The organism is Prevotella pallens (genome assembly GCF_900454935.1).
Lineage (GTDB): Bacteria > Bacteroidota > Bacteroidia > Bacteroidales > Bacteroidaceae > Prevotella > Prevotella pallens.
Window position 1 is genome coordinate 1 of the sequence record NZ_UGTP01000003.1, and the last position, 26,363, is coordinate 26,363.

The window sequence follows — 26,363 nt, forward strand, 5'->3', positions numbered from 1 at the left end:
AAAAAAGCCCTGACTACTTTCGTAATCAGGGCTATTAAGAAAAAAGGCAGCTACCTACTCTCCCCACATTGCATTGCAGTACCATCGGCGCAATCGGGGCTTAACTTCTCTGTTCGGAATGGGAAGAGGTGGAACCCCGACGCAATAACCACCTAAAATAATGCTAGTGTTAATAATATATACGATATTATAGAATAAATATAATAAACCAAATATAAAATACACTGTATAAGTGACTATGCCACAAGCAAAAACTAATAAAGAAAAGTAAAAATACGATTCTTAAAGTATAAACACACTGAATGAAAGTTTTGGGCAATTAGTAGTGCTCGGCTTTGACATCGCTGTCTTTACACCTACACCCTATCAACGTCATAGTCTATGACGACCCTTATGAGGAGTTCTAATCTTGCGGAAGGCTTCGCACTTAGATGCTTTCAGCGCTTATCCATACCAGACTCAGATACCCAGCGGTGCACCTGGCGGCACAACTGGTAAACCGGAGGTCTGTCCACCACGGTCCTCTCGTACTAGTGGCGGCACCACGCAAAACTCCAACGCCCACGATAGATAGAGACCGAACTGTCTCACGACGTTCTGAACCCAGCTCGCGTGCCACTTTAATGGGCGAACAGCCCAACCCTTGGACCTTCTCCAGCCCCAGGATGTGACGAGCCGACATCGAGGTGCCAAACCACCCCGTCGATATGAGCTCTTGGGGGGGATCAGCCTGTTATCCCCGGAGTACCTTTTATCCTTTGAGCGATGCAGTTTCCATACACTTGCACCGGATCACTATGCCCCAGTTTCCTGCCTGCTCGGCATGTCTGCCTCCCAGTCAAGCGCCCTTATGCCATTACACTCTATGAGGTCGGTTACCAATCGACCCGAGGGCACCTTTGGAAGCCTCCGTTACGCTTTTGGAGGCGACCACCCCAGTCAAACTACCCACCAAACAATGTCCACGAAAGTACGTGTTAGACCTCAGACAGCCAAAGGGCCGTATTTCAAGGATGGCTCCACACACACTGGCGTGCATGCTTCAAAGCCTCCGGCCTATCCTACACATCGGATGACCAAGGTCAATGCTAAGCTGTAGTAAAGGTTCACGGGGTCTTTTCGTCCCATCGCGGGTAATCGGCATCTTCACCGATACTACAATTTCACTGAGATCATGATTGAGACAGCGTCCGGATCATTACACCATTCGTGCAGGTCGGAACTTACCCGACAAGGAATTTCGCTACCTTAGGACCGTTATAGTTACGGCCGCCGTTTACTGGGGCTTCAATTCAAACCGTCGACATACATCTAAGCTCTCCTCTTAACCTTCCAGCACCGGGCAGGTGTCAGGCTGTATACATCATCTTTCGAGTTAGCACAGCCCTGTGTTTTTGTTAAACAGTTGCCTGGACCTATTCTCTGCGCCTCATTAAAAATGAGGACCCCTTATTCCGAAGTTACGGGGTCAATTTGCCTAGTTCCTTAACCATGAATCTCTCAACGCCTTAGTATGTTCTACCCGACTACGTGTGTCCGATTACGGTACGGGTTGCTCAAACATTAAGCTTAGCGGATTTTCTTGGAAGTATGATTACCTGTACTATCAAAGCTCTCCGAAGAAAACTCTGTACTATAGAAGATCAGCTCTAAATGCGGATTTGCCTACATCTATCTACACCTAACTTCTTTAACGCCCATATCCGTAAGGGCGCGACAGTGTCACTGCTCCGTCTCCACATCGCTGAATGAGCAAGTCACGGAATATTAACCGTGAAGCCATCGCCTTCGCCATTCGGCTGAGACTTAGGACCCGACTAACCCCAGGCTGATTGACATCGCCTGGGAAACCTTAGTCTTACGGCGAGGGGGAATCTTACCCCCCTTTATCGTTACTTATACCTACATTTGCGTTTCTATACGCTCCAGGATCAATCAATATCACCATTCAACGCATATAGAATGCTCCCCTACCGATACTTTTTATATACAATGCTATCCCGCGACTTCGGTATCTGACTTATACCCGATTATTATCCATGCCCGGACCCTCGACTAGTGAGCTGTTACGCACTCTTTGAATGAATGGCTGCTTCCAAGCCAACATCCTAGCTGTCACCGGGACCAGACTTCGTTAGACTAACTTAGACAGAATTTCGGGACCTTAGACGACGGTCAGGATTCTTCTCCTCTCGGGGACGGACCTTAGCACCCGCCCCCTTACTGCACGACTACAGTCCGTGAGCATTCGGAGTTCGTCAGGTCGCGATAGGCGGTGAAGCCCTCTTGACCTATCGGTCGCTCTACCTCTCACGGAGAACATCGCACGCGGCACCTAAATGCCTTTCGGGGAGTACGAGCTATCTCCAAGTTTGATTGGCCTTTCACTCCTACACTCAACTCATCGGGAAGCTTTTCAACGCTTATCCGTGCGGTCCTCCATTCTGTGTTACCAGAACTTCAACCTGGTCAAGTGTAGATCACTTGGTTTCGCGTCTACCCCATCCAACTATACGCCCTATTTAGGCTCGCTTTCACTACGGATACGGGGCTGAACCCCTTAACCTCGCTGGACATGGTAACTCGTAGGTTCATTATGCAAAAGGCACGCCGTCACATATATATATGCTCCGACCGCTTGTAGGCGTATGGTTTCAGGAACTATTTCACTCTCCTCATTGGAGTGCTTTTCACCTTTCCCTCACGGTACTAATTCACTATCGGTCTCACGGGAGTATTTAGCCTTACCGGATGGTCCCGGCAGATTCATGCAGAATTACTCGTGCTCCGCACTACTCAGGGATTCACTACGTCTCATCAAGCTTCGGATACAGGATTATCACCTTATATTATTGAACTTTCCAGAACATTCTCCTCACTTTCAAAGTACGATATCGTGACCCTACTACCCCTATCACGCATTACTACGTCATAGGTTTGGGCTTTTCCCCGTTCGCTCGCCACTACTAGGGGAATCATTAAATTATTTTCTTTTCCTACAGGTACTAAGATGTTTCAGTTCCCTGCGTTTGCTCCCATAAAAAATATATGGGTGACTATCCTTCAGACAGTCAGGTTGTCCCATTCGGAAATCCTCGGATCAAAGATTATTTGCATCTACCCGAGGCTTATCGCAGCTTATCACGTCCTTCATCGCCTCCGTGAGCCTAGGCATCCGCCATACGCCCTTAATTACTTTCTATTCATTTTATATACTACCAAACTATAATAATAGTGGTAGCACATTCATGCTCATACTTTCAGCTGTATTTTGAAATCTAATTCTAATCCTTCTTGTATAAACAAAAAGAAATTACTTTACTTTACAGTCTTGCTTGTGTCAATATGTCAAAGAACGATATCAATGATGCAACGGGAAAACGATGCAAAAATGATGAGTGGAGAATAACGGATTCGAACCGTTGACCCCCTGCTTGCAAAGCAGGTGCTCTAGCCAACTGAGCTAATCCCCCGAAAAGAAATTTTAAGAAGTATAGTCATCTATCAACATTGACTAACGTCGATGTGTTGTCATCTGCCTTGATGCCTAACAACATTGACTAACGTCGATGTGTAGTCCCAGGCAGACTTGAACTGCCGACCTCCACATTATCAGTGTGGCGCTCTAACCAACTGAGCTATAGGACTGAGTTGAGTAAGAGCCGAGTGGCTTCTACCTGGCTTCCTTCATTTCTATATTGTAGAACAAAGATGCGAGTACAAGAAGAGAAAACTTCCTAATATCTATTATTTATATGGTGATAAACATTTAGATAATACAAAAATAAAAGTCCTATCCAGAAAGGAGGTGTTCCAGCCGCACCTTCCGGTACGGCTACCTTGTTACGACTTAGCCCCAATTACCAGTTTTGCCCTAGGTCGCTCCTTACGGTTACGAACTTCAGGCACCCCCGGCTTTCATGGCTTGACGGGCGGTGTGTACAAGGCCCGGGAACGTATTCACCGCGCCATGGCTGATGCGCGATTACTAGCGAATCCAGCTTCGTGAGGTCGGGTTGCAGACCTCAGTCCGAACTGGGACCGGCTTTTAAGATTTGATGCAATTTACATTACACCATCCCTCTGTACCGGCCATTGTAACACGTGTGTAGCCCCGGACGTAAGGGCCGTGCTGATTTGACGTCATCCCCACCTTCCTCACACCTTGCGGTGGCAGTGTTCCCAGAGTGCCCAGCATTACCTGATGGCAACTAAGAAAAGGGGTTGCGCTCGTTATGGCACTTAAGCCGACACCTCACGGCACGAGCTGACGACAACCATGCAGCACCTTCACAGAGACCCCGAAGGGCATATTTATCTCTAAATAATTCCTCTGCAATTCAAGCCCGGGTAAGGTTCCTCGCGTATCATCGAATTAAACCACATGTTCCTCCGCTTGTGCGGGCCCCCGTCAATTCCTTTGAGTTTCACCGTTGCCGGCGTACTCCCCAGGTGGGATGCTTAATGCTTTCGCTTAGCCGCTAACGCCAGGCGCTAACAGCGGGCATCCATCGTTTACTGTGCGGACTACCAGGGTATCTAATCCTGTTCGATACCCGCACCTTCGAGCTTAAGCGTCAGTTACACTCCCGTATGCTGCCTTCGCAATCGGAGTTCTTCATGATATCTAAGCATTTCACCGCTACACCATGAATTCCGCATACGTTGCGTGTACTCAAGTCTGACAGTTCGCGCTGCAAGTTAAATGTTGAGCACCTAAATTTCACAACACGCTTAACAAACCGCCTACACTCCCTTTAAACCCAATAAATCCGGATAACGCCTGGACCTTCCGTATTACCGCGGCTGCTGGCACGGAATTAGCCGGTCCTTATTCATACGATACATGCAATAACGCACACGTGCATCAAATTATTCTCGTATAAAAGCAGTTTACAACCCATAGGGCCGTCTTCCTGCACGCTACTTGGCTGGTTCAGGCTTGCGCCCATTGACCAATATTCCTCACTGCTGCCTCCCGTAGGAGTTTGGACCGTGTCTCAGTTCCAATGTGGGGGACCTTCCTCTCAGAACCCCTACTGATCGTCGCCTTGGTGAGCCTTTACCTCACCAACAAGCTAATCAGACGCATCCCCATCCTTTACCGATAAATCTTTTATTCATATCTGATGCCATCAATGAACAATATCGGGTATTAGGCCGTCTTTCAACGGGGTATCCCCAAGTAAAGGGCAGGTTGGATACGCGATACTCACCCGTGCGCCGGTCGACGTCCAAAATGTGCAAGCACATAATGCCGTTTCCCCTCGACTTGCATGTGTTAAGCCTATAGCTAGCGTTCATCCTGAGCCAGGATCAAACTCTCCATTGTAAAATGTCTTTTATAAAAATATATAAACATCACTATAAAATAGTGATATATATATCTAAATTCAATATCTGCTCAGAACTAATTATCCAGTAATATCAAGTTTATACACCTATAATAAATTAACTAGGACGTTTCTTTTACCCATCTGATACTATATATAATAGCAACAGACGCTTCTTGTACTACTTCTCTGTCTATGTAAATCTTTTCAAAGAACGATGCCTTATTAACAACTAACAGATAAACTGCTTGCCGTAAAAGCGAGTGCAAAGGTATGACAAAAAATAATAACCACCAAACTTTTATAAGAAAAAAGATAAGCAGATGCTATATTTTTAGTTTCATTAACAGGCGAATTTGTTTTACACATTATATTATATAGGGGGGCATTATGCATTATATAGGGAGACATTCTGCATTATATAGGAGGACATTTGGTATTATATAGGGGGACATTCTGCATTATATAGGAGGACATTTGGTATTATATAGGGGGACATTATGCATTATATAGGAGGACATTATGCATTATATAGGGGTGACATTTGGTATTATATAGGAGGAGCATTTTGTATTTTAGTAGAAACTTTTATGGGGCACAAAGCAAACGTGCCCCATTTTTTTGTTATTGATTATCTATTTTTCTTTTAGTTGTTGATAATTATTTTCTGTGTTAGTTTTTGGTTATTATATTCTATTAATACAATGTAAATGCCTGATGGAATGCCTTTTAACTGAATGGCACCCTGTTTTTCTTTGGCTATTAGCTGTCCGTTTACAGCGTATAGACTCAGTTTTCCTTTTGCATTCAGTTTTATTTCGTTTTTGTTTACTGTTAGAATTGATTTGTTTATTACTGGTTTTATTTCGTTGGTTAAATTGGCAACGAATGGTATTGTTGGTGTTGATTCTCGCCCATCGTTGTAGTATGCCACAACGATATATTCTGCTTTGTCGATTGGTTTTCTATCGATGTAGCGTGTAGATTCGCAAGGAATGCAGGTATTATTCAGTTGAATGCCATTTCGAAAGATGTTATACCCAACAAGTCCATCGTCTTCTTGTTCTACAACATCGTCTGGGTTATCGGTTATATTACCTGTTATTCGCCAGCAACAAGAGCCTTTTTCTGTGTCGTTTCCATAAAAGTCGTGCACTGTTTGCCATGTTTTACCGTTGTCTTCAGAGTAGATATCGCTTTTTCCGGCTACGAAATATGTGGAGCTTTCGTAGGTTAGAGGTATTTGGTCGGCATCGTAATCGTGTATTTTAATACCTACAATTAGTTCTTTTGAACCGTCTATTTTGATGGGTTTATTAAGTTTTTGGGTTATATTTTCGTTGAAACTAATGTTCTCTATCTCTTGTTCGCAAACAAGTTTTCCATCTTCAAACACCACAACTGCCGCATGAATGCCTTTCTCTTCGTCCACATCGTCGTAATAATTAAGGTAGGTTGTTACCGATGTTAAGTATTTTCCATTATACGGTGCGAGTTCGTTTGGTGTGAATTTGTTTGCTCCAATAAGTTCGTTTCCTTCGTTTCCGAGCGTATATCCAGGTGCTTCTGGTTCGAAAAGATAGTTCAGCAGATAGCTGTTTTTATTGTTTTTCCACATCAGAAACACGTTGTTATCTATTATTTTTCCTGTAAATCCTTCGGGTGCATCTACGTTATTTCCGCTCCCTATCATAATATTGTCTAAATAGAAATAATAGCTTACTCCACCTTTTCCGTGTTTACGAAATTGTATTTGGAACACTTTTCCTGCCACTTGTTTTGTTAAATCGAATGTCAGAATGCCTTCTAAGTGTGGCAATTCTTTCACTGTCCACTCTTTAACCACATTCCACGACTTGCCACCATCTATAGAATAGTCTACGCTAAGTGTGTCTTTAGTTAGATCGGGTTCCTTATTTCCTTGTACATTTTCTTCGTTACAAAGTGCCAAAAACGAGCATTTCACATTGTTCACGTGTGTTGCATCAATAGGTCTACTTACCATTCTCGATGAATAAGGTTGTAGTGTACACGCACCAGAAGTTAGTCCCATTGTACCCATGTGCCCCACTTGGGCTGCCACTATCCATTCGGTGTCAGCCAAATCGCCATATTCTCTGGTTGTAGTCCAGTAGTTTGCTTGTAGCGAGCTCCGCTCAAAATTCTCGAAAAGTGGGAACGAATAGTTTTCAGGAATAGCTATTTCGTTAGGATTTGAACGTGGCGAAAGCAATTCTTTTCCCTGTTTATCGGTGTATATAGCCTCGATTGCGAACTTACGATAGCCTGCATAAACATCGTTTAATGTTACTTTCATTTCGTTTTTCAGTTCGTTCAGTGTTACTATTTTATCGCCGTCGCAATACACATTATATCCTTTCAGTGTTAGTTGCTTATATTTTTCTTTTTCCATTTCCCACGAAAGTTCTACCTTATGCAGTCCTGTTGATGTTGCTTTGGGTTTGTTTGGTGTAGCAGGAATTTCTATTTCGTGTTTGCTTACGCCCACTATCCATGCCTTGGGAGTTTGTCCAGACGCTACATTTACATCTTTATTACCTGCTATAATGTTGCCATCTGCCGACACTGCAGCAGGAAAAGCTTGTGCCTGAGCCTCGTAGTTTAAAGGAAATGGCAACCTTAATTGCTGATTGAAGAGGTAAAGATAATAGGTGAAATCGAATATTCTGTCAGACGAATACTGGTACCAGAAGTTTCTATACGACATTCCGCCCATGCTAAAAGCATCATACGTTATTGCGCCAAACACATCGCCATTGTCTGCCACAGTGGGTATGCGCATCTGTTCGTTACTTTCAAAGGTGGGCAAAATGCGGTATGTGCCTTTCTCTACCTCGAAAAGTCGATAGTCTGAGCGGCTTGAAAGCGAAAAAATAAAGTATTTTCCATTAGCGCTCATATCTATCATACGCATCTGTTTTAGCTTTGCCAGCTCGGCATCTTCGTCTTTACACTTCACCGTATAGCACGTTCCATCTATCCAATAGCACGCTATGGCTTGTCCGCCACCCATTGCCAAACCTGCAATAGTGTGTCCGTCAGCCGATACACTAATGGCTATACCATATTCATAGCCCGATGGTAGTGCCAACTTCTCCATTTTCCAGTTGCCATTTGCTGTGCACGTCCATTTCAATGGATAGGCAAACGCAAAGTTAGAACATTTGCAATAGCCCACAACCACCTTGCCATCGTTAGATAGTGATGTTGCAAACGTACCATCTTCGTGCTGTTTTATTTTACTCATATCTAAGTCGCCGTAAGGCAATTTCACTATTTTTCCATCTTCAAACACTGCTGCTATGTTGGTAGGAGCGGTTGTTCCGTAGAAATCTATATAGTGTTCTAAATCTTTTACCGACCCACATAGCATTCCAAAATCGTTTACATCTCTAAACATTCCACAGGTTTTCCAATCGTCTGAACTATCGGTTGTTATCCATTTTAGTGCTCCGCTACCCACATTATACACGAAACTCTCTGTGCCAACCCCCGATCGGATTTTCGATGGGTTATATCCTACAACGTATTTCCCATTAGGAGAAATGGCTAAAGAATAGGTGTCGTCGCCTAAAAGCTTCACATCGTCAGCCTGCATACCACAGAAAAAGAATAGTAATAACATTAATAAAGATGCTTTTTTCATTGTAATAAAGTTTTTAGTTCCTTAATTTAGCAGTTAAATAACTCTCTTAAAAAGTAAGCTATCATAGCATTTTTGGTTACTCTATGCTCACATTCACCAGACTTTAGTTTACTATTGCACTGCAAACAACCGTAACAAAGATATTCTGATATATGGCAAAGATAAACAAAAAAACTGATAAGTCAAATTTTTTTAAAAGTTTTTTATTTTACAAATACATAATATTCAAGCAATAAATGTGTGGCGAACACACACGAAATACGTGGCGAACGGTTTGCGATTACGTGGTGAACATTCCACAAAATGCCAACGAACAATCCGTGAAATGCCCACATACACCCACGAAATATGCAACGAACACACCGTTAGGCGTAGGGGACCGATTCATCGTGCCCGTATCCTGACATAAACAAAAACGTGTATTTCCATAACCAAATATGTGTATTCACATTATTAAATACACACATTCATTTCACCAAATACGTATTTCCACATTATTAAATATATGCATTCATTTCATGGAATACGTGTTTTCATATTATTAAATATGTGTATTCATTTCACCGCACGCACATTTCCGTTTGCCATTTTGTGGGTACATTCGTATATGCGGGCACGATAAATCCGCCCCTACGGCTGCTGACGGTCTGCCAAAACATTGCTGACGGATTGCCAAAACATTGCGAACATTCCACAAAATGCCAACGAACAATCCGTGAAATGCGCAACGAACACACCGTTAGGCGTAGGGGCCGATTCATCGTGCCCGTATCCTTACGTAATCAAAAACGTGTATTTCCATAACTAAATATGTGTTTCCACATTATTAAATATGTGTATTCAAATCACCGAATATGTATTTTTACATTATTAAATATGTATATTCATTTCACCACACGCACATTTCCGTTTGTCATTTTGTGGGTGTTTCCGTATATGCGGGCGCGATAAATCGGCCCCTACGGCTGCGAACGGATTGCCAAAACATTGCGAACGGATTGCCATTTTGTGGGTACATTCATATACGCGGGCACGATAAATCGGCCCCTACGGCTGCTGACGGTTTGCCAATTACGTGGCGAACGGATTGCGATAACGTTGCGAACACACACGAAATGGGTTGCGAAACACCCCGCCAGGCGTAGGGGCCGATTCATCGTGCCCGTATCCTGACATTATCAAATACGTATATTCACGTCATCAAATACGTGTATTCACATTATTAAATACACACATTCATTTCACCAAATACGTATTTCCACATTATTAAATATATGCATTCATTTCATGGAATACGTGTTTTCATATTACTAAATATGTGTATTCATTTCACCACACGCACATTTCCGTTCGTCATTTTGTGGGTGTATACGGATATGCGGGCACGATAAATCGGCCCCTACGGCTGCGAACGGATTGCCAAAATGTTGCTGACGGATTGCCAAAACATTGCGAACATTCCACAAAATGCCAACGAACATTCCGTAAAATGCGCAACGAACACCCCGTTAGGCGTAGGGGCTGATTCATCGTGCCCGTATCCTGACATAACCAAAAACGTGTATTTCCATAACCAAATATGTGTTTCCACATTATTAAATATGTGTTTTCATTTCATCGCACACGCATTTCCACATTATTAAATACACATTTCCACATCACCACACACGCATTTTCTTCCCCCATTTTGTGGGTGTTTTCATATACGCGGGCACGATAAATCCGTCCATACGGCTGCTGACGGATTGCCAAAACATTGCTGACGGATTGACATTTTGTGGGTACATTCATATACGCGGGCACGATAAATCGGCCCCTACGGCTGCGAACGGATTGCGATAATGCTGCGAACGGTCTGCCAATTACGTGGCGAACGATTTGCGGTTACGTAATATTCGTATAATACTAATACTGTGTTTGTTCCACGAATGTTTATTGTTGGCAAAACAAAAACCACCTTTTTCCAATGTAAAAACTACCCTTTTGCACGACAAAAACCATACTTTTGCAACGCAAAAACCACCCTTTTAACGAGCAAAAGGGTGGTTTCTGTTTTTTATGAGTTTGGGAATAGGAACACCAAACTAATTGAAGTTCGTTGCTGTCAGACCAATTTCGCAAATGGCTAACTATTATTTAATGCTGAATTTTCTACATTATTTAATTGCTGTCAGACCAATTTCGCAAATGACTGACTATTATTTAATGCTGAATTTTCTACATTATTTAATTGCTGTCAGACCAATTTCGCAAATGGCTGGCTACTTTTTCCCTACTCCATTGCAGCACTGTTATGGCTTATTTTGCTATGTGCTTCTTGCCCTTTGTTATGTAAATGCCTTTGTAGTTGGCGTTTACACGACGTCCGGAGATGTCGTAACGTGGAGCATCTGCATTGGTTTCGTGTTCGTTTGCCGACACTTCTGTTATGCCATCGGCTGTGGTTACTTCTGCCGAATTAGAGAAACGGGCTTCGCCTTTGTCGTAAACGGCAGTTACGTTGTAGGTGTGTGCACCGCCCACTTCGTCGGTAAACTGTGTGGTTGGTACGGGTGTGGCGTTCACTTTTATGCCATCTCGATAGATGTTATAGCCCACAAGCGACAACTGAAGGGCTGCCGACGATGCTGGAAGATAGTTTATATCGTCTATAAGTGTAGCATATCCGTCTGTGCTCGATGCCACGATGGCAAAATATTTTGTGCCTTCTGGCAGTGCATATTCCGACTTTGTCCATGATGTAGGCACAACGTGCTTATCTTTTAGCACCTTAAAGTCGGCACGATTGAAGGTTTCTGTTGAGTAGAGAACGTTATAAGTTTCGCTGCTTGTGCCGTTGAATGCTTTCTCCCAGAGACTTATTGTTTGAGCCTTACCCGGTAGTTCGGGCGATACCAGCCAGTTTTCTGTTATGGCGTATGGTGCTCCGAAGGCAATAAGAACCTTGTTTCCGGTGTGTCCTTTCCATGCTTCGCCACTGGCAGGAGTGGTTGCCGAATAGTTGAAAACCGTCCAAGCTTGTCGTTCTCCCATACCTGGGAAGGTGCTTTCGTTAAATCCATACACGGTATGATTGTCCATATCGTATAGCAACCAGTCGCCTATTGCAGTGCGAGTAAAGTCTGGATAGGTTTCAAAACTCTCTGTAACAGCCTCGTCTGTGGTGCGTTGTGCATCGGGAGCAACCCATGTTAGGGTGTTTTTAGCCCCGGCAGTGGCTTTCAGTTGTTTAGCGGTTGGATACACAGGATATGCCACTTGCAAACTAACGGTGTCGGTAACGTTGTTTGTTGGGTCCTCGTCGGCATTGCCTTCTATGCGTGCATATAGATTAACCGCATTGCCAATGTTGCGTTGTGGTGTGAATGTGAGTGTTGTTTCGGCAGTTTTTCCGGGTTCAATAGAGTTTCCTTTTGCTGTAGCCAACTGTGTTTCGCCATTGTAAACAGCTATATTATAGTTTGTTGCAGGTGTAGAACCGTTGTTCGAAACCGCAACAGTTACGTTAGCAGCATAGTCTACTCGCAGTTTTCCGGGTGCCTCTTTCATTTTTATAGATAGGTCGTTCGCCTTGCGGTCGAATATTTTCACATTATCTATATATATATTACTGTTATAGGCTGTGCCCTTATAATCGAATCCAATTTGTACGAATTTAGCCCCCACAAACTTCTTTAGAGGAAGCTCTACCTTAATCCATTCGCGCACATTAGTATTGTCTAAGTCTATGGTAGCAATGTTTTCGGGAGTTCCATAGTCCTTTGCTACCCATATATTAAATACATCTTCCGAGTTCTGATGGGTTTTATAGTAGAACGATATCATAGGGTCGGTAGCCTGATTAAGGTCTATTAAGCCTGTTTCTAATACCGACCATTCGCCCTCTACCATAGGTGTGAAACCAGCAAATCCACCATCTCCGTCTTGCGAATAGCTCGATTCGTCGTGGAAAGGCGTCCATCTGCTACGCTTATTGTAGTCTACCAACCAGAAGTAAGATAGCTTTCCGTTAGCAAACGATTCGTTTATGGGCAGCTTATAAGGCTTTCCTGTAACAACAATATTAGAGTAAGTGCGTTCTCCTTCGCCAGCTTCGTTCACCGGAGAAACCACGTATGCCAATGCTTCTTGTTCGTCTTGAGCAGGTGGAGTGTCCTCGAATGTGTTGCTTTTCAGGTTCTTTGCTATTTCGGTAGCCTTACCACGTCGCAGCGTATAGGTAATGTTTTCAGGGTTTACGTATGCTCCGTTCGCACCCGTAGCCACCTTTTCCCATGTTATATGTGCCTTTCCGTTAGCATAAGTAAAGCTTAGTTTTGGCACGGCAGCAGGTATATCAATCCCCACAAAGGTATCTATTTCGGTAGAAGCACCCTCTCCGTCGGCACTAAAAGGTGTAATTTTATAGGTTGTTTTGCCGTTTGGCACATTGCTATCGGTATAGTTTAAAGTAGTTCCCGGTGTGGGATTTGCAAAACTTTTCACTAGTTCTTCTCCTCTAAAAATATCTATTTTAGACAATGCAGACAGTGTTGCGCCTGCCTGATTTTGTGTTGGAGCGGTGAACGAAATATCGGCAAAGTGTCCTCCATTGGGGGCTGGTGTAACCTTAGCATTGGCAACTGCTGCCGGAACACCATTGCCAAGCTTCTCTTTTAGTGCCACATTATAAATGTTTAAAGCACCTGCTTCTAATTGCATTTCGGTGTTAAAGTGCCACCCCAAATAGTATTCGGCATCGCTATCAACCGAGAACAACACCGTAACGGTTTGTTTTTCAATAAAGTCGGCAGGGGCATTTGTTTTGGCAGCAATGGTTTTTGTTAGTGCCTCTACGGTTTTGTTAGTACCCAGTTTCACCTCGTATGTTTCTGTAGCATTGGCAGTTTCGCCACTCACGGTGTACGAAAGTTCGTAGGTTTTGCCAGCTTTCAGGGGTATGGCAGGACTTAACAGCCAGTCGTTAGCGTCTTGCGTGCGCACACAAGATGCAGCAAAAGCTGTGTTACTAAACTTAAATGCCTGGTCGTCTACATTGGCATCAATCACCGTAAAACGGTCTAACGATTGTTCGTTGGTGAACTCTTGCGTCCACGGAAGCTTTACATTCTGTGCCTGTATACCCATTGAGCACAGCAAAAAAGCAGCTATTACACTTCTCTTCATATTCAGTATAGATTTTAATTTAGATAGATTTTTCGCTTACAAAAGTAGCTATTATTTTCTATAAACCTGCAAATTATTTAGAGAAAAGTATAAAGCAATGGTACTATTTCTCAATAATTAATTATCGTTTGTCAATAAATCGGAGTATAACAACCGTACTATCATCGTTCAAAAGGCTAATGTTCTGTTTGGGTACACAGTAAAAAAAAGAGAAAAAAAAGTTGTTTTTATTTGACAATACCAAATAAATGCCTTATCTTTGCAGTACATGTTAGAGGTAGACAAAACTATTTGTTAAATCTAGTATATATATAAAGGTGTTTCGAACGCTACTCTACACATTACCTCGAAAGGGGTTTTCGAACCAAGAAGGCATAATAAAAGAGAGCACGAAACGGTACAAAGAGAGGGCAAAACAAGCCCGAAGACAACACAACGTCGTGGCTATTGCGATGAGTTGCCCGTACAAAAATTAAGTTGAAATACCACTACATGGTAGGTTTTAGCTAGCTCGAGTAGCACGAAACCTATGTTCGCAGAACACAAAAGGGTGTTTTTCGGACAAGAAAACTAAAGCGAACCAACTGCAAAAGCAGTGTACGCAAAGAAGTAAAGAGTGTTCATTTAAAAATTTTAATGTGTTCGGAGGCTCACAACAAAGGGGCGGAAGAATGCGAAAGGAGTATTTAAAAAACAACAAAAGAGTGTCTGAGGGAAGCCAAAGATGTACTCGGAAAGAGCTAAGAACGTGTTACAACATACATAAACACATGTTCGCAGCAATGCCAAAAGCCGTTTGCAGCAACACGGAAAGTTGTTAGAAGCAAGGCGAAAACGTGTTAGAAGCAAGGCGGAAAACCGCTGAAAGCAACATACAAACGTGTTAGAAGCAATGCGAAAAAGGCTATTCGAGAATACAAAAAAAGGTTAGGAAGACACAAACAGCTACTCTGCAGATTCGTTTATGGATATCTGAAAACAACAGAAACAGTATTTGATTACCACAAAAATTACGTTCATATCATAACCAAACTATGTTAGCTGGTATAAAACAGAGTCTGCAGCCAATTAAAAGATACTAAGAAATAGGCGTGTTGGGTAGTCTTGAGACTCTAAAAAGATGGCATTTATGGTGCTTTGGGTGTGCTATACCCCTGAAGAAAGCCATACATACACCAGTTTGCAAGGCATTCTATATGTTCTAAAACAAGTAGAAACAGTAGGTGCAATAGGTGTTTCAGCTTACTTAAGAATGCTAAGATAACTAACAGAAGTGGCGCATAGCCCTCTCAATGACTATAAAAACAACAAGCAAAAAAGGAAATGCCGCGCCCTAAGAAGCATGGCAGAGCGGGGTAAAATGTACACCGTGTATTTCATTACTAAATTTAATTAACACTAAGAAAACGGTGGGGGGACACAATTTAGGTTGTGTTCCCTTTTTATTTTTGTGTATTTTCAAATGTGGTTATATTCATTTTCAGTGGTCATTAGTATGTTTATTCACACAAGAAGCATCGTAAATGGAAATAAATAAACACACCAACGCACACACCATACCATTTGTTTATGGTGCAAAATATACAGCAGCAAACAATACGCAATATCCATATATTGCGTAAATGTATGGCAACGAACAATACGTAAGGCATAGGGGCAGATTCATCGTGCCCGTTCTTCAATACAACCCAAATGGTTTTGATATGTCGAAATGATGCGAATTGCAATGCCATTTTATGCAATTACGTGGGTGCGATACAATGAATTGCAATATCAACGATGGGAATATGCAACGCCATTTGGTGGGTGTTCATGGGTACGGTATGAGGTATTACAATGCCATTTTGTGGGTGTTCGTGGGTACGGGCACGATAAATCGGACCCTACGCCTACGGAGTGGACGTGGCGATACGTGGATTATAATAAATAAAAATAACGAAATAGGTAACGCAAATATATATCAACGAACATTCCGCAATATTCATTTATTGCGCAAATGTATGGCAACGAACACACCGCAAGGCGTAGGGGCCGATTCATCGCGCCCGTTTTACAATCCGAACCAAATGGTTTTGATGTGTCGAAATGATATGAATTGCAACGCCAACAATGCAAATATGCAACGCCATTTTGTGGAATTTCGTGGACACGGGCACGATAAATCGGCCCCTACGCCTACGGGGTGGACGTGGCGAAACGTGGGTGAACGGGGCAATAAATAACAAAATGGGTAATACAAAATATATCAACGAACACATTATGTGTGGGTTATTTATTGCGCATATATATATCAACGAACATTCCGCAATATTCATTTATTACGCAAATGTAGGGCAGCGAACATTCCGCAAGGCGTAGGGGCCGATTCATCGCGCCCGTTTTTCAATCCGAACCAAATGGTTTTGATGTGTCGAAATGATGCGAATTGCAACACCAACAATGCAAATATGCAACGCCATTTTGTGGAATTTCGTGGACACGGGCACGATAAATCGGACCCCTACAGCTGCGAACGGACTGCCTATAACATTGCGAACGATTTACGAATAATGTAACACCCACCCACGAAACACCACAAAACACTCCGCCAGGCGTAGGGGCCGATTCATCGTGCCCGTATCCTAACATAACCAAAAATGCATATTCCCATAACCAAATATGCATTTCCACATTATTAAATACACATTTCCACATCACCACACGCACATTTCCGCTCCCCATTACGTGGGTGTTTTCATATACGCGGGCACGATAAATCGGCCCCTACAGCTGCGAACGGGCTGCCAATAACATTGCGAACGATTTACGAAATACGTAATTTTCGTATTGCACTTATTCTGTGTTTGTTCCACGAACGTTGGTTATTGGCAATGCAAAAACCATACTTTTGCAATGTAAAAACCCCCTTTTTGCACGCCAAAAACCATACTTTTGCACGGCAAAAAGGGGGTTTTTGTTTTTCGCTATAATGGTAGACGCTTTTGCAGATGCTGGAAAACGGTTTTACTTTGCAGGGGTTGTGGGTTGCGTCATTGTAACTTCTATGCAATTGTTCTGGTTTAGCAGATTGCGAAGAGTGGTACGAATGTCGTCGCAAGTCATATTTTCTACAATATAACGGAAGTCTGTATCTACGTCTATTCCATTGTATAGGTCGGTGTAGAGCACATATTCCCAATAGTTATTCATACGCAACACTTGGTTATACACCTTTAGTTCGTATGCTTTTACCTTATCGAGGTCTTGCTGCGATGGTCCTTCGGTAGCCATTTTTTCCAATTCTTTGTATACAATAGGTATTAGGTCGTTATATTTTTGTGGGTCTGTTTGGAATGCAATTCGTAGCAAAGCCTCATCGTCGGGGTGGTGTTGCAAGTTGCCCGATGCCTGTACGCTATACGTTCCTCCCTTATCTTCGCGCACCTTTTCGGTGTAAACAATGCGCAACAGTTGTCCTATGGCGTCCATTAGTAATTCGTTTCGGTTGTTGTATTCCATTTTTCCTTTTATCACAATGGTAGTAATGGCAGTAGGAGTAGTTTGTTTTTTATGGAAAATGTATGTTTTTTTGCCATCAACAAGCTTTGGTTCATACGTACCAATGGCTTCTTTTGTGTTGTTAGATGGCAGTGTTGCAATGTATTGACATAGCAATGGTTTCAGTTTGTTTATGTTTATGTTTCCCGTAAGAATAAGTTTGAAGTTGGCAGCATTAGCAAACAGTTCTTTATAAATGTGCATAATGCGGTTGTAGTTCACCCTTTTCAGTTGTTCTTTGTCCATCGATGCCATTCTGTTGGTAGCGTATGCCACTTTGTGTAGAGTGTCGTTGTATGCCAACATTGGGTTTACGTGTGCGTTAGTAAGGAACTCTTGTTGTTGTTCCATTAGGTTTTTAAACGCTTGTGGGTCTTTTCTGGGCTGTGTAAAGTATAGGTATACCAGTTCGAGAAGCGTTTTTGTGTCTTTCACATTCGATGTTCCTGCCATGCCTCGAGTATCGTTATCAATGAAAGGAGTTACGGTTGCGGTTTTCCCAGCCAGCATTTTTTCTAAGGTAAGGTCGTTGTATTGTGCCACCCCTCCTATGGTAGCTCCAGCCATAAGATAGGTTAAGTTTGGCATTTCGCTATCTGGATATATGTTTTTTCCGCCTAAACTAAATAGCTTTAGGTTCACTTCGTCGGGTTCAAAGTTGGTTGGTCGCACATAAACTTTCAGTCCGTTAGATAGTGTAAATTCGGTATATCCATATTTATAGGTACGTTCCGATATTATGCTACCAGGTTTTGGCAGTTTTGTTATAAGCCTTTCTGTTAGTGTGTTTTGTGTTTTATATGGTGTGTAGTGTTGTTTTTGAGCTTTTAAAATAGCATTTTCTATGCTGCTGTTAGTAGGCATTTTAAAGGTATTTTTGTCTGGTCCGAACATTGTTACTACCTGATTTTGGTTTGTAATAATAGTTTTTGCCAGTGCGTTTACATCGTCTATGGTAACCGTTTTGTCGAGTTTTCTCACCATTTCGAGTTCTTTTTCAGGGTCTATAATGGGTGTTTCTTCGAGGAAGTTCTGCACACATTGTTCCACAAATTCGCCATTTCGCCTGTTAGAACGGTCGTTATAGTCGTTCTCTGCATACGATAGCATTTCGGCTTTTCCCCTTTTCAGTTCATCTATAGTTATGCCGTTGGCACGTGCACGTTCCACTTCTCCCACCAGAAGTTGTATTGCTTCGATGACTTTTCCCTCTTTTAGTACGCCCGAAAGCTCGAAAGCATCTTTTGTAGATGCCAGAAAGAAGTTTCCACTTCGTACTGATGCCGATATAAAAGGTGCGTTTTTTGTTCTGCTCAACTCTTCTAATCGGTCGTTAATAGCCATTCTCAGAATGTTAGTTTTGTAGTCGTCGGCATAGTTTTGTATGGTGTTTCGTTCTTGTTTTGGTGTTACATCGCGTTTCATGTATAGTGTAAAATTCACGGTAGGCTGTTCTTTGTCGGTAGCCGTGTATAGTATCATCTTCTCGTTGTTACCTATTGGGTAGTAAATGCGGTGTACGGGATTTTGCGGAAGTGGTATTTTAGCAAACAGTTTTTTTATTTTTTCTTCTATTTTATCCTCGTTTATGTCTCCCACAACTATAATAGCTTGCAAGTCTGGACGGTACCATTTGCTGTAATAGTCGCGTAAATCGTTGTAAGGAAATGTTCTAACAATGTCTATATTGCCTATTGGCATACAGTCAGAATACTTTGTTCCGGCATAAATAACGGGCATAGCTTGTTCTGAAAGTCGTTGCATAGCCATACCAGAGCGGCGTGTTCGCCATTCTTCTTCTATCACTCCCCGTTCTTTGTCTATCTCTTTGTCGGTTAAAAGTAGTTCGTGGCTCCAGTCGTTTAGTATTAATAGGCACGAATCAATTACGCCTTCGCGTGTTACAGGTGCCGCCGATATGTTGTAAACAGTTTGGTCTACGCTGGTATAAGCATTAAGATTGGCACCAAACTTAATGCCTACGCTTTCGCACCAAGCCACTATTCCGGGTTGCAAAGTGTTGCCTGGGAAGTGTTTTGTGCCGTTAAATGCCATGTGTTCTAGGAAGTGTGCCAGTCCGCGTTGGCGTTTTTCCTCGAGAATAGAGCCAACTTTCTGTGCAATATAGAAGTCTGCTACGCCTTTAGTTTGTGCATTATGGCGTATATAATAGGTCATTCCGTTCGGCAAAATGCCCTTTCGTATGGTGTTATCGTTATCTATTTTTCCTTGTTGTGCATATATATTGCATGCAAAGAAAAGTGCTACAATGGTTAGAAAGTGTTTCATTTTGTTTTGCATATTTTGCTTTTTATGTTTTGTTTATATTGTTATTGTGGTTTGTTTTGCCAGCTTTTATGTTGTTTAAGGCAGCTTTGAGCACGATGGAACAGCGTTTGGCGTGAAGTCGTTGGTAGAGTTATTGGTATCAATCCACCCATTTTCGTTTCTTTTTCTTACCACAGCTTTGTTGTAACGAGCCTCATCAAAGTCTACATTTCCACAGTAAGTGAAGCCCTTATCTAGCCTTGCCGATATTATATTCCACTCGTATACGGTGGGAACGGCAAGGTTTACGGCATCTATTATCCACGCATTTGGCATGAAATATTCGTTTTCGTTCATTGGCACCACTATGTCTCCTTGTTTAAAAATGTAGCCAAATTTGTATCTATATTGCTTTGTATATGTGCTTTGGTCTACCATTGGGCGAGCCAATGCGTAGCTTTTTACTCCACGAGTGTGCATTACAAACGTTCCATTAAAGTTAGCATACCAGTTTAAAAGGTTGGGTACTTTGGGGTTATCTTGGTCTCCTTCGGGGTGCGAAGACTTGTCGTAGATTTCAAAATCTGCCTTTCTCAGGTCGAAAGAGTTAGGGTTTATGGGGCGGTGGTCTATGGCGGTGAGAGCTATAAGTAGTTCTTTTCCGGGCAGAACTGGTACATCGTGTCCGGTGCCAGGTATGACATAGATGGCAGAAATGGTCATTGCTTCGTTCCTAATATCGGGTTGATAGTCGTGTTTATCGTCGCTTGTGAAGAACGATTCTATGAAAGCTATCCCGTCAGCATACATTGTTGTGTCGCTATTATTGCCTATTTTGATGTACTGATCGTCGGTATACATAAACCCATCGGGGGTTGTTGTGCCGGTAAAGAATATTTCTGATATTACAAAACCCTCTTGTGCAGAATACACATTTAGGGCTATTTGGGTTGTTTTTGGGGGTTCGGCTGCGCTAATGGCTATGTTTTGGCATTCGGCTTTTACCTTTGCGGCTATGTTTTGGTTGTTTAATTTATAGTTTATAGTGCCTTTTACGGCTATGTTATAGTTGCCTTCGGGTACTGAAACTGTAGTTTCGAACTCCTTTCCAGCGGGTTTAAAGTTGGTAGCGGTATATTGTTTGCCGGTTTCTACATTGGTTAGCACGGCTGTTGCTTGGGTTAGTGTTGCGCCATTTATATTGAGTGGTATGGTGAGCGCAAGGCTATGGTTTGCTATTTGGGGTTCTATGCCGTTGTCGTTATAGTTTGTGCACGATGCGAAAGCTATGCAAAGCATTGCAAATAGTGCTAATATTGGGTTTTGCTTATGGCTGTTTTTGTTTATATTCATTGTTATATTGTGTTGTTATAATTGGGTTTTTGTTAGAAAGTTACCCCCATTGCAACATTTGTTTCTACCTGATGTAGCAAGGCAGAATGGCTATAAGCGAAGGCTGTTTTTAGGAAAACGCCTACCCCTTTCCACTGTTTGGGCTGATGATAGACGGCGCATTGTGTTGCCAAAGTCCAGAGATGCGCTGTTTTGGTGGCATATATGTTGTTTACAAGTTGTGTTATTTGCTTATCCATAATGGCGTATGGCATAACAATTCGTTTAGAGTTGTTGTGGAAATAGGCAGCATTTGTGTTCCATTCTATTTGCCATTGTGCTGTGTTTTGGTGTTTTTGTTGTGTTTTGTTGCACCATAACCACTGCCAACCGAGCCGTCCGTAGGTTTTTGCAAATGCCATTTCGCGTCGCAAATCTATGTATTCCGAATAGTCGTTTAGCCACCCTAACTGTGCGTTAAGCATTATTTTCGATTGGTTGCCTGTGCTTAATGCTCCGCCCAAATGGTAGTCGGCTTTGTTGTTTTGGTACATTGAGAGTGTTATAAGCGACTTATATTCGGTGCTCGACGAGCTTCCTGCTATGTATTCTTTACCTCGCCGGTGTTCCATACGGTATCCTGCGAAGAGTGCCCACCGCCATTTTCCTTCGTGTTTCCAGCCTGCTTGTGCTGCCATAGTGGTAACTTCGAGTTTGCTAATGGGTAGTGCGTTAAGTTCGGTAAGTATGTTGTTGTAAGGCATATATGTTCCTTCGATTGACAAATATGCGCCACTGGTGTTTAATGGAGTTAGCTGTAGGTCGGCAATGGTGCCTGTTCCTTTATAGTACGACGAGCGTATTGCACCTGCAAAGCGCACATAGTTGGTTCCAAGTCCCGTCATGTGGTATTCTGGAACTACGCCCAAAGGGTTGTAAAAGTCTACATTGTTGGTTTGTTTATAGGTGTGCATACCCACTCCTGCCCCTATATTGTAGTTTCCATAAGCACGAGCCAGCCCCACACGTAGGGTCAAATCGGTTGCTATTCCTCGTGGTCTGGGGTCGATGGTTCGGTATTCGTGTTCGGCTCTAAAGTTTATTTTTGCTCCAAAGGTCCATTGTTTCAGCTTCACGGCATAGCCTCCGTAAAAGGCATATTGCTCGTTTTGCAGGTCTCCTCCAATGGTATCTGCCATTACGTATGGGTATAGTTGTTCGTAGTCGGAGGTGGAATTGAAACGTATATTGCGTATTTTTCCTGTTTTGTAAGATGCTCCTCCCCATACGGTAGTGGTAGCATTGAGATGCAAATAAGAGCTTACGGTTGCATTGCCCAGTGTGTGTGCATTGCCCAATTGTGGTTGTTGTGGAATGTTGGCATGTTTATAGTTCAGGTTCAGATACATTTCCGATAGCGATGTGGTGTACACGTTGTGCATAAAAGCTGGGTTGTGCAGGGCGTTGTCTAACACTTTTGTCCACTGGTTTTGGTGTTCGGCAATTGCTATAGTGTCTTTTTCGTGTGCTCTTATGGGCGAAAACAGCAAACAACAACAAAGGGTTATAAATAGGTATCTTCTCATTTCGTATTTACATAAGTAGGTGGTTGAATTTCAAAAGTATGGTTTTTGCATTGCAAAAAGGTGGTTTTTGGCGTGCAAAAAGGTGGTTTTTGTTTTGCAAAAAGGGGGTTTTTGTTTTTGCAGGAATTATATAGTTTATACATACCAATAGTTTATTGTTTTTACATAAATAGTATATTGGTGCGTATTTGTGTGGGGTGAGCAACAATTTCTATATAGTTTTCCGATGCTCTATAGTATTTTACGCCTTCTGTTCCGTCTGCCATTCGGTATCGTATGGTACCTTCGGCGTCCATCATATATGCTCCTCGCAACACGTTAATGGTGGCAGTGTTTTCTTGAAATGTGGAAACGGTGTAGCTTCTTCCATTCGATAGGTTTTTAAGCACCACAGTTCCTTGCATTTCTATGGGTGTTATAGTGTCGGGAACTTGCAGTGTTACCATTGCTTGCGTATAGTAGTCGTCGTCTTTTTGTGTACACCTTATTGCCAGTAAGGGTAGCATAAGCACAACCATAATGTAGAATAAGCATTTCATTGTAGTGTTTGTTTTTATGTGTTTGGATAGGCGCACGGTGTGCGTTTCCGTATTTTTCTATAGTTTTACGTTCATTTCCAGTCCGAAATATGGTGTTACATATCGCCTTATAACAAAGTTGTTGCGTTTGTAATCGGGGTGTATGTCCCACAGTTTGTTTACAAATAGTGCCACCATAAGCTTGTTGTTGAAGAGTTTTTTGGTAGCCTTCAGGTTCAAATCCATACTAAATGGAACGGTTTGTCGGGTAAACATTCCATCGGTATAGGTTCTAACGAGATATTGTAAGTAGGTATCGTGTGTGTCGGTTTCGGTGTATGGGTGTATGTTTCCGTTGGTATCCATATATTTCAACGGCATATTTTCTTTTCGCATAGACTGTTCTGCGGTGAGCCAAACACATTGTGCCGATAGCGAGAAGCCCAATTTGAGTTTTGGAATGGTGGTATCGAAGGTGAAATTGGTATTTACCATTTCTCTTATAAAGCCATCGTCGTCTTTGTATATGCCCACTATTTCGAGTGGTTCTCCACCCACCATCTTAGCAGGTTTGTACATTATGGGTTGCGAATTGTGGTATTCGGTGCGAAACCAAGCCCCTGTTATGGTGAGCCTAGTATTGATAACAGGAAAGCGAACTGTGGATAGCACCCACTCTAAACCTTGTTTATAGGTTCGACTACCATTAGAAGCGTGGTCGTAAGCCCGCATTACGCGCTTTGTTTGGTAGGGCAATGTGCTAATATCGGGACGGTTTGTAAGTGCATCGGGGTCTATTCCGGAGGCATCAAACTCCTTATAAGCGTATGGAGCATATACTTCCATAGTGCGAAAACCCGATTTCATGTCTTCCACAAAATAGGTTAGTGTGAGCCTGTTTCCACCCCACTCTACATCTGTTTTGGCTTCCCACTTTAGGTTTCGTGCCGCTTTCAGTGCCGTGTTAGTAGGGTCTACCACGTAAGTTTGTAGGTACATACGCCTGTATTGTGGGTTTTCGTGATAGTAGTTCAGCTCTACTATGTCCATATAGGTGGGTTCTGGATAGAGCAAATCTATGGTTGGAAACATACTTTGCCAGCCTATTCCGCTCGAAAGGCTCACTGTTATGGGGCGTTGGCACAGGTTAAACGATGGAAAAGTCCACCCTGCATTCAGTCGTGGGTCTATATTCACCTTATTATATATGGCAAAACGTTTACTTATACCCAGCATTGTTTCGGCTCGCACGCCCATTTCTATGTCTAATTTGTGGTTTCCTATGCCTTTACTAAGGGTTTCTTCTATGTAAGCAGCCAATGTTTGCGAGGCTGGAATGTCGGCATATCGGCGCGGACGATACGATGCTCCGGTGTAAACGGGGTGCAAACGGTCGAACATTTGACCCTCTCCGAGGTTGCGATCCATCTGGTAATCGGTTCCCACAAGCATAGTGTTAGAGAGTCCTTTTATGGGTAGTGTAAAGTTGGCGTTAGCCTTTAGATACACGCTAATGGGTTTTCCGTCTACCGTATGTGTGGCGGTATATTTGTAAGGAGATATTAACACGGCATCGCTTTCGCCGTTTGTCATGGTTGTTGCTGCGGGTGTGTCGCCGTCTAACTGTACAAGTTTGGTGCGTTCTAAGCGGTTTCGTTCGTACGAAAACGATGCCGACAGCTCGCCATTGGTAAAGAAAGTTTGGTTGTTTTTGCTATTTATGGCAAACACAAAACTGGTTGCATAGCGGTTGTAGGTAGACTTATACTTGTCTATTCCCCCATGGTTGAACTCTGGATCTACCTTATCGTTGTCGAACGAACCACCATAATCTACATTCAACGAGGCGTTATAGCGCATTGTTTCTGTGTTCCATTGTTTGTTAAGACGTGCCGAAAGGGTGATGCGTTGGTAGGTTTCGAGCAGGTTTCGCGGCTCTGCTTTGTTGTCAAGATAGTCGGCACTGAGGTTGAGCGATAGTTTTTTAGATTGCCACTCAAAGGCTTTTGCCAAATAAAACAGCTTCGAATCCATATCGGCTTTGAACCTTGCGGAGAGGAAATTGCCACCTTTTGTTCGCTTAACCTTTACTAAACCGCTGGTAAGATCGCCATATTGCACCGACGGAATGCCTCGCACAATGGTTACTTCTTGTATATCGTCGGTAGAAATAGTACGCATATCTACTCCCGCATTTGTGTAGTTCCGTTTGCCAGATGTGCGATCTACTGCTCCCGAAAGGTATTGCATGTTTCCATTTACGCTAACTGGTGCACCGTCAATAATAAAGCGTGTGCCCAGAGAAGAGGTGTTATACTGGTTGCTTGCTATGGGCACTTCGCGCAAATTTATGGTGTTTGGCACATTAAGATGTGGGTCGTGTGCTCGTCCTCCTGGTAAAAGTTCCAGCAAATCGGTAAAGCTTGAGGGCTGCAAATGCTCCATTGCTTGCTTGCTAATGGTGGAAACGCTCGACAAGCCTCGCCCTTCTTGTGCGGTAACAACCACTTCTTGCAAACTGTTTACGTCTAAATTTAAATGGTAAACTGCCCCTTGTTTGGGCACCACTTGTAGGGGTTTGTAGCCTATATAGGATATTTTTACCTGCTGATTGAAGCCTGTTGATAGTAGGAAACAACCGTTTTGGTCGGTTACGGCTACTATTTTTTTTGTGTTAAGTGCCATAACTGTTGCGCCTATAATGGGTTGCTGTGTGCCTGCTTCTAACACTTTGCAACGCATTTGGGCTTGTATCTGACTACAAAATAGGCTTACAAGGAGCGTAAATAAGAGTTTTTTCACCTTATATTAAATATTTTTTTGTTGCTATTTACAATGTTTGTGGGGTTTAATTGTAGGGAGCACGGTTTGTTGCCTGTACATTTTTTATATGCCAATGCACCACATTCGCAATTCTACAACAGCAGAATTGTGTTTCGCAAATGGTTGTTATGCA

The 26,363-nt window shown here is 42.7% G+C and carries 10 protein-coding genes, 2 tRNA genes and 3 rRNA genes; 2 read left to right on the forward strand and 13 right to left on the reverse strand.

Translation table 11 applies throughout. From position 1 onward, the window contains the following. Positions 1–41 precede the first annotated feature (41 nt). The 8 genes from rrf to DX009_RS10650 form a co-directional block, all read right to left on the reverse strand. A 5S ribosomal RNA gene (rrf, locus tag DX009_RS10615) occupies positions 42–156 on the reverse strand. Between the two features lie 144 nt (positions 157–300). Beyond that, positions 301–3,202 (reverse strand): 23S ribosomal RNA (locus DX009_RS10620). A gap of 197 nt (positions 3,203–3,399) precedes the next feature. After that, positions 3,400–3,473: transfer RNA gene (locus DX009_RS10625), tRNA-Ala, on the reverse strand. 101 nt (positions 3,474–3,574) lie between these two features. Further along, positions 3,575–3,648: transfer RNA gene (locus tag DX009_RS10630), tRNA-Ile, on the reverse strand. Between the two features lie 153 nt (positions 3,649–3,801). Next, a 16S ribosomal RNA gene (locus tag DX009_RS10635) occupies positions 3,802–5,332 on the reverse strand. Together the 16S, 23S and 5S rRNA genes with 2 tRNA genes alongside form the textbook arrangement of a ribosomal RNA operon. Positions 5,333–5,979: 647 nt before the next feature. After that, on the reverse strand, positions 5,980–9,000 hold the full coding sequence (locus tag DX009_RS10640) for a T9SS type A sorting domain-containing protein (RefSeq protein ID WP_115084074.1): 3,021 nt from the start codon (positions 8,998–9,000) through the stop codon (positions 5,980–5,982). A gap of 1,310 nt (positions 9,001–10,310) precedes the next feature. Continuing rightward, positions 10,311–10,481: a hypothetical protein gene (locus DX009_RS13395; protein ID WP_181792358.1), complete on the reverse strand. Its 171-nt coding sequence runs from the start codon at positions 10,479–10,481 to the stop codon at positions 10,311–10,313. 817 nt (positions 10,482–11,298) lie between these two features. After that, positions 11,299–14,166 (reverse strand): CARDB domain-containing protein, encoded by a 2,868-nt coding sequence (locus DX009_RS10650; RefSeq protein ID WP_115084076.1) that lies wholly within the window; start codon positions 14,164–14,166, stop codon positions 11,299–11,301. Between the two features lie 1,736 nt (positions 14,167–15,902). Here DX009_RS10650 and DX009_RS10655 point away from each other — a divergent pair. Both DX009_RS10655 and DX009_RS13400 read left to right on the forward strand, forming a co-directional pair. After that, on the forward strand, positions 15,903–16,388 hold the full coding sequence (locus DX009_RS10655) for a hypothetical protein (RefSeq protein WP_115084077.1): 486 nt from the start codon (positions 15,903–15,905) through the stop codon (positions 16,386–16,388). 39 nt (positions 16,389–16,427) lie between these two features. After that, positions 16,428–16,721, forward strand: a complete 294-nt coding sequence (locus DX009_RS13400) for a hypothetical protein (RefSeq protein ID WP_181792359.1) — start codon at positions 16,428–16,430, stop codon at positions 16,719–16,721. A 448-nt stretch (positions 16,722–17,169) separates the two neighbouring features. On the opposite strand, the gene DX009_RS10665 is transcribed toward DX009_RS13400, so the two are convergent. The 5 genes from DX009_RS10665 to DX009_RS10685 all read right to left on the reverse strand — a co-directional run bounded on the left by DX009_RS10665 (position 17,170) and on the right by DX009_RS10685 (position 26,209). Further along, the gene (locus tag DX009_RS10665; protein ID WP_115084168.1) at positions 17,170–19,992 is read right to left on the reverse strand and encodes a M16 family metallopeptidase; all 2,823 of its coding nucleotides are present in this window, start codon (positions 19,990–19,992) and stop codon (positions 17,170–17,172) included. A gap of 75 nt (positions 19,993–20,067) precedes the next feature. Then, positions 20,068–21,324 carry a DUF4876 domain-containing protein gene (locus DX009_RS10670; RefSeq protein WP_115084079.1) on the reverse strand — a complete coding sequence of 419 codons (1,257 nt, stop codon included), beginning with the start codon at positions 21,322–21,324 and terminating at the stop codon, positions 20,068–20,070. A gap of 32 nt (positions 21,325–21,356) precedes the next feature. Further along, entirely contained in the window at positions 21,357–22,889 is a 1,533-nt protein-coding gene (locus tag DX009_RS10675; RefSeq protein WP_115084080.1) for a DUF6850 family outer membrane beta-barrel protein, read from the reverse strand. 161 nt (positions 22,890–23,050) lie between these two features. After that, positions 23,051–23,428, reverse strand: coding sequence for a hypothetical protein (locus tag DX009_RS10680; protein WP_040595746.1), 378 nt, complete (start codon positions 23,426–23,428; stop codon positions 23,051–23,053). Between the two features lie 57 nt (positions 23,429–23,485). Further along, positions 23,486–26,209, reverse strand: a complete 2,724-nt coding sequence (locus tag DX009_RS10685; RefSeq protein WP_115084081.1) for a TonB-dependent receptor — start codon at positions 26,207–26,209, stop codon at positions 23,486–23,488. Positions 26,210–26,363 lie beyond the last annotated feature (154 nt).